The organism is Falsiroseomonas sp. RANM36, from assembly GCF_056682175.1.
In genome coordinates this window covers 1,380,317-1,386,336 of record NZ_JBWXTD010000003.1, presented here as the reverse complement: position 1 = coordinate 1,386,336, position 6,020 = coordinate 1,380,317, and the positions used below count along the sequence as shown (strand labels likewise).

The window sequence follows — 6,020 nt, the reverse complement described above, 5'->3', positions numbered from 1 at the left end:
GTGGGGGCACCGCCCCCCTCTACCCATTATTGCCCTTCCGCCACGCCTCGATCTGCCGCAGCACCGTGGCGAGGTCGCTGACATCCACATAGCGCCGGCCGATGTCGCGCAGGTTGTCGCGATGCGGCTGTTCCTCGATGTCGCCGACGCAGTCCTCCGGCACGATGGTGCGGTAGCGATGGCTGAAGCTGTCGATCGCGCTCGCGCGGATGCAGCCCGAGGTGTTGCAGCCCGTCACGATCACCGTGTCCACGCGCTCCTTCGCGAAATAGTCGGCGACGCCGGTCTGGAAGAAGATGCTCGGCCCCTTCTTGCAGACCGCGAGGTCATAGGCCGGGTCGTGGATGCGCGGATCGATCGCCGCGCTCGGGTGGTCGTGGCGGAAGGTCTCGCGCACGGCGGTGATCTTCCAGTACGGCATCTCCCGCTCGTTCATGTAGGCGGTGTTGCAGGTGGCGATGGGCACGTCGCAGCGCCGCGCAACGTCCAGAAGCTTCCGCGTGTTCTCGAAGGCCCGCAGCACCAGCGGCGCGCCGCCCAGCGGGTATTGCGGGTCCGTGAAGGCGAGCATGAAGTCCACCACGACGATGCCCGGCTTGCGGCCGAAGCCGACGCCGATCTCGCCATAGCTGCGCCGCGCATAGTCGTCCGACATGCCCTGCCTCCCTCGCTGGCGCGCCGACGATCCCCCGCGCGCGCCGGCTTTGCAACGGCGGGCGGTGCGGGCAGATAGGGCGCACGCCGAACCCCGAGGGACACGCCTTGGCCCGCAAGCCCGCGCGCAGGCCGCTGCGCATCGTCACCTGGAACATCAACTCCGTAAGGCTGCGCCTGCCGCTGCTGAAGGACCTGGCGGCCGCGCTGGAGCCCGACGTGATCTGCCTGCAGGAGACGAAGTGCCCGGACGAGCACTTCCCGCACGACGGCGTCGAAGCGCTCGGCTTCCCGCATCGCGCGGTGCGCGGGATGAAGGGCTACAACGGCGTCGCCATCCTTTCGAAGCGGCCCTTCGCGCTGCGCGACGGCGCCGATCCCGACTGGTGCGGCAAGGGCGACTGCCGGCACCTGGCCGTGGAGCTGGATGCGCCGGGCGGCCCGATCGAGCTGCACGACTTCTACATCCCCGCCGGCGGCGACATCCCCGACCGAACAGCGAACCCGAAATTCGCGCACAAGCTGGACTTCGTGGCGGAGGCCACGGCGTGGTCCGCCGCGCGCCAGCAGGCCGGCGGCTTCCGGCGCGCGGTGCTGGTCGGCGACCTCAACATCGCGCCGCTGGAACACGACGTGTGGTCGCACCGCCAGCTTCTCGATGTCGTTTCCCACACGCCGGTCGAGACCGAGGCGCTGACGGCGATGATGCGGGCGGGGGACTGGCATGACGCCGTCCGCCACTTCGTGTCGCCTGACCAGAAACTCTACACATGGTGGAGCTACCGCGCGCAGGACTGGCGCGCCTCCGACCGCGGCCGGCGGCTGGACCATATCTGGGTGTCACCCGACCTCGCCGGCGGGTTGCGGGCGCATCACGTGCTCAAGGATGCGCGCGGGTGGGAGAAGGCGTCGGACCACGTGCCGGTGATGGTGGAGATCGCCGGCTGAGCGAGCGCGGGCACATCCTCGTCACGCCACCGCCGGCGCGTGCGGGTCGTTCGCGACCTTGCGCAGCCGCCAGCCGAGGCCGATGAACAGCACGCCCATCGCGATCGCCTCGAGCGCCACGATCCAGATCACCGCCAGCAATCCGGGCCCCGGCGCGATCATCAGCATCAGCCCCGCCAGCACCGAGACGGCGCCGAGCAGCCCCAGCATCCAGCTGCCGGACCGCCACGCCATCACCAGCCGGAACACGCCGACCACCAGCGCCCAGGCGCCGACGCAGATCACCAGGAAGAGCGCGGAAATGCCGGGCGCGACGAGGATCACCGCCGCCAGCACCAGGGAGGCGATCCCGTCCAGCGTCAGCCAGGTGCGCGAGCGATGCCGCCCGGTCGGGTCCGGCGCGCCGCGGAAGGCGTGCACCAGCGAGGCGATGCCGTCCACGCCGACCCAGGCCGCGAGGAAGGCGAGGATCACGGCCAGCCCCACCCCCGGGAACAGGAAGATCACGATCCCGAACAGGACGCCGAGCACGCCGCGCAGCAGGAACAGCCACCAGCCCTGCGCCAGCGCCCGGACGGCGGCGAAACGCTCGAGCGGTGCGGATGCGGTCTCACCCATGGGATGCCTCCTTCAGACGTCGGATGCGGGACCCCGATCCTGACGCAGCCGGTGCGATCCCGCGAGGGGTTGCCGAACCGGCACGCAAGCACGATTGTCCGATCAACACACCGAGGAGGAAAGAGATGATCCGTCGCAGGACGATCCTGGCCGCCAGTCTTGCGCTGCCCGCCGTCGCGCAGGCCCAGGGCAACTGGCCGCAGCGCAACATCCGCATCGTGGTGCCCTTCGGCCTCGGCGGTTCCGCCGATGTCGCCGCGCGCTTCCTGGCCGAGCCGCTCCAGCAGGCCTTCGGCCAGCCGGTGGTGGTGGAGAACCGGCCCGGCGCCGGCGGCACCATCGGCGCCGACAACGTCGCGAAGTCGGCCCCCGACGGCTACTCGCTGCTGCTGATGTCGAACACCCATACGGCGAACGAGACGCTGCTGCCGAACCGGCCGTACCGGCTGATGACGGACCTGGCGCCCGTCGCCGCGCTGAACATCGCGCATCACGTGCTGGCCATCCATCCCTCCATTCCCGCGCAGAACCTCCAGGAATTCATCGCGCTGCTGAAGGCCAATCCGGGGAAATACGACTACGCCTCCTCCGGCCCCGGCACGCCCTATCACGTGGCGGCCGAGGTGTTCCTGGCCATGGCCGGCGCGCAGGCGACGCATGTGCCCTTCCGCGGCTCGAACGAGGCGCGCACGGCGCTGATCTCCGGCCAGGTGCCGATCATGTTCGACGCCATCCCGACGATGCGCCCGCAGATCGAGGAAGGCCGCGTGCGGGGGCTTGCCACCACCGGCCCGCAGCGCAGCCCGCTGCTGCCCAACCTGCCCGCGGTGGCCGAGGCGCTGCCGGGCTACGAGGCCTCGATCTGGCTCGGCCTCATGGCGCCGGCGGCCACGCCGATGCCGATCCGCGAGCGGATCAATGCCGAGATCAACCGCATCCTCGCCCTGCCGGCGACGAAGGAAAGCCAGGCGCGCATGGGCGCGGCGCCGATGCCGATGAGCATCGCGGCGTTCGACGCCTTCCTCCGCCAGGACATCACCCGCCAGGCGGAGTTCATCCGCATGGCCAAGATGACCCCGAGCTAGGCGACGGTGGCGGTCGGCTTCGTGCTGAACGGCGCGCCCGTCGCGCCGGAGATCGAGCCGGAGGCACCGTTGCTGGCGGCGTTGCGCGGGCCGCTCGGCCTGTCCGGCCCGCGCTTCGGCTGCGGGTCGGAGCAGTGCGGCGCCTGCGTCGTGCTGCTGGACGGCGCGCCCGCCTTCGCCTGCACGCTGCCGGTCTCGGCCGCGGCGGGACGGCAGGTGGAGACGGTGGAAGGGCTCGGCACGCCCGAAAGCCCGCATCCGCTGCAGGCGGCCTTCCTGGAGCTGCAGGCGGGGCAGTGCGGCTACTGCCTGTCGGGCATCCTGATGGCCGGCGCCGCGCTGCTGCGCCGCAACCCGCGCCCCAGCGAGGGGGAGGTGCGCCTGGCCCTCGCGCCGCATCTCTGCCGCTGCGGCGCGCAGAACCGGATCGTCCGCGCCGTGCTGCGCGCCGCCGAGCACATGGCCCCCGCATGAACCTCGCCTTCCAGGGACCGGCCGATGACGGCCGCCCGAAGCTGCCCGGCAGCCTGCACGTCAACCGCCGGCTCGACCGCTGGCTGGCCTTCGATCCGGCGGGCTTCGTCACCTTCACGCCGGGCAAGGTCGAGATCGGCCAGGGCATCCTGACCGCGCTGGCGCAGATCGGCGCCGACGAGCTCGACGTCGCGCTGGAACGCGTGCGCATCCGGCCCGCCGCGACGCCCGACAGCCCCAACGAGGCGGTGACCTCCGGCTCGCTCTCCGTGCAGGAAAGCGGCATGGCGCTGCGCCACGCCTGCGCCGACGCCCGCCGTGTCTTTTGTTCCGTTGTCGCCCAGCGCAGCGGCGTGTCGCTCGACGACATCGTGGTTCGCGACGGGGAGTTCTGCGCGCCGGATGGGCGCGTGCTCGGCTCCTATTGGAGCATGGCCGATGCGGGGCTGCTGGCGGTGGAGGCCTCGCCGGAGGCGAAGCCGAAGCCGGCGACGGAGCGCCGCATCGCCGGCACCTCCGCGCCGCGCCGCGACCTGCCCGACAAGGTCTTTGGGGCTCCGCGCTTCGTCCACGACCTGCGGCTGCCGGGGATGCGGCATGCGCGCCTCATCCGCCCGCCTTCCCGCGGCGCGGTGCTGACGGGGATCGATGAGGGCGAGCTGCCCGGCGGCGCGACGGTGCTGCGCGACGGCAACTTCGTCGCCGTCGTCGCCGCGGAGGAGCATCACGCCGAGCAGGCGGCGGAGCGCGTCGCGCGCCGCGCGCGCTGGGACGAGCGCGACACGCTGCCGGACGAGTCGGCGCTGGAGGCGTGGCTGCGCAGCGCGCCGCGCGAGACGAGCGTCGTCACCGAACGCAGCGCCGAGACGCCGCGGCCCGCGCATCGTGTCGAACAGAAATTCTTTCGGCCCTTCCTGGCGCATGGCGCGATCGGCCCGTCCTGCGCCGTCGCGCGGTGGGACGGCGCGACGATGGAGCTCTGGACGCATTCGCAGGGCATCTACAACCTGCGCACCGATCTCGCGAAAACGCTCCGCCTGCCGCCGGAGAGCATCGTCCTGCATCACGTGGAGGGCGCCGGCTGCTACGGCCACAACGGCGCCGACGACGTCGCGCTGGATGCCGCGCTGGTCGCCCGCGCGCATCCCGGCACGCCGATCCGCCTGATGTGGTCCCGCGCGGAGGAGCTGGGCTGGTCGCCCTTCTCGCCCGCGATGCTGGTGGAGATCGAGGCCGAGGCCGACGCACAGGGCACGCTGCTGGCATGGCGCCACCAGGTCACATCGAACGGGCACTCGGGGCGGCCCGGGCGCGGCGCGCTGCCGACGCTGCTCTCGGCCTCCATGATCGCGGATGGCTTCGACGTGCCGCTCTCGATCAATCCGCCGCTGGCCGGCGGCGGCGGGGCGCAGCGCAACGCCGTGCCGCCCTATCGCGTGCCGGCGCTGCATGTCGGGATGCACACGCTGCAGGCCATGCCGATCCGCGCCAGCGCGCTGCGCGGCCTGGGCGCGCTGGTGAATGTCTGGGCGATCGAGAGCGTCATGGACGAGCTCGCCGCGCTCGCCGGCGAGGATTCCCTTTCGTATCGCCTGCGCCACCTGGACGATGCGCGCGCCCGCGACGTGCTGGTGCGCGCCGCCGCGATGGCGGGGTGGGAGACGCGCGCGAAGCGGGAAGGCCGCGGCTTCGGCCTGGCCGTCTCGCGCTACAAGGGCACCGGCGCGTGGTGCGCCGCCGTCGCCGAGATCGAGGCCGCGGAGCGCATCTTCTGCCGCCGCCTCTGGCTCGCCGCCGATGTCGGCGAGCCGATCAACCCGGACGGCATCGCCAACCAGCTGGAAGGCGGCGCGATCCAGGCGACCTCGATGTGCCTGATGGAAGCGGTGCGCCACGACACGCGCGGCATCACCTCGGATGCCTGGGAACGCTACCCGATCCTCCGCTTCCCCGAGGTGCCGCAGGTGACCACCGACATCATCGCGCGGCCGGAGGCGCCGCCGCTCGGCGCCGGCGAATGCAGCCTGGGCCCGACCATCGCCGCGATCGCCAACGCCATCGCCGATGCGCTCGGCGTGCGCCTGCGCCACTGGCCCTTCACGCCCGAGACCATCGAGAGAAGCGCGTGACGCGCGACGGCGCCGCGACCCTCCCGCCCCCCCCGGCGGGGGGGGGCCGGGGGGGGGGCGCGGGCGCCCGCCCCCGGCCGGGCGGCCCCCCAAGACCCGCCCCCACCCCACC

Annotated in this window: 6 protein-coding genes; 4 read left to right on the top strand and 2 right to left on the bottom strand. The window is 72.4% G+C overall.

The features are described from left to right. Positions 1-19: 19 nt before the first annotated feature. Complete coding sequence (locus AC1MIR_RS11490) at positions 20-655, bottom strand: isochorismatase family protein (protein ID WP_480028292.1); 636 nt, start codon at positions 653-655, stop codon at positions 20-22. A gap of 107 nt (positions 656-762) precedes the next feature. Between AC1MIR_RS11490 and AC1MIR_RS11485 the strand changes: the two genes are divergently transcribed. Further along, positions 763-1,602, top strand: coding sequence for an exodeoxyribonuclease III (locus tag AC1MIR_RS11485; RefSeq protein WP_480028291.1), 840 nt, complete (start codon positions 763-765; stop codon positions 1,600-1,602). A 21-nt stretch (positions 1,603-1,623) separates the two neighbouring features. Here AC1MIR_RS11485 and AC1MIR_RS11480 read toward each other — a convergent pair whose 3' ends face one another. Next, entirely contained in the window at positions 1,624-2,220 is a 597-nt protein-coding gene (locus AC1MIR_RS11480) for an HdeD family acid-resistance protein (protein ID WP_480028290.1), read from the bottom strand. 125 nt (positions 2,221-2,345) lie between these two features. Here AC1MIR_RS11480 and AC1MIR_RS11475 point away from each other — a divergent pair, with 125 nt between their 5' ends. Genes AC1MIR_RS11475 through AC1MIR_RS11465 form a run of 3 tightly spaced genes read left to right on the top strand, consistent with a single transcriptional unit; the run spans position 2,346 to position 5,908 of the window. Continuing rightward, positions 2,346-3,305, top strand: coding sequence for a Bug family tripartite tricarboxylate transporter substrate binding protein (locus AC1MIR_RS11475; protein WP_480028289.1), 960 nt, complete (start codon positions 2,346-2,348; stop codon positions 3,303-3,305). A gap of 6 nt (positions 3,306-3,311) precedes the next feature. Next, complete coding sequence (locus AC1MIR_RS11470; protein ID WP_480028288.1) at positions 3,312-3,779, top strand: (2Fe-2S)-binding protein; 468 nt, start codon at positions 3,312-3,314, stop codon at positions 3,777-3,779. Further along, the gene (locus AC1MIR_RS11465; RefSeq protein ID WP_480028287.1) at positions 3,776-5,908 is read left to right on the top strand and encodes a molybdopterin cofactor-binding domain-containing protein; all 2,133 of its coding nucleotides are present in this window, start codon (positions 3,776-3,778) and stop codon (positions 5,906-5,908) included. The genes AC1MIR_RS11470 and AC1MIR_RS11465 overlap by 4 nt, the downstream gene beginning before the upstream one ends. Positions 5,909-6,020 lie beyond the last annotated feature (112 nt).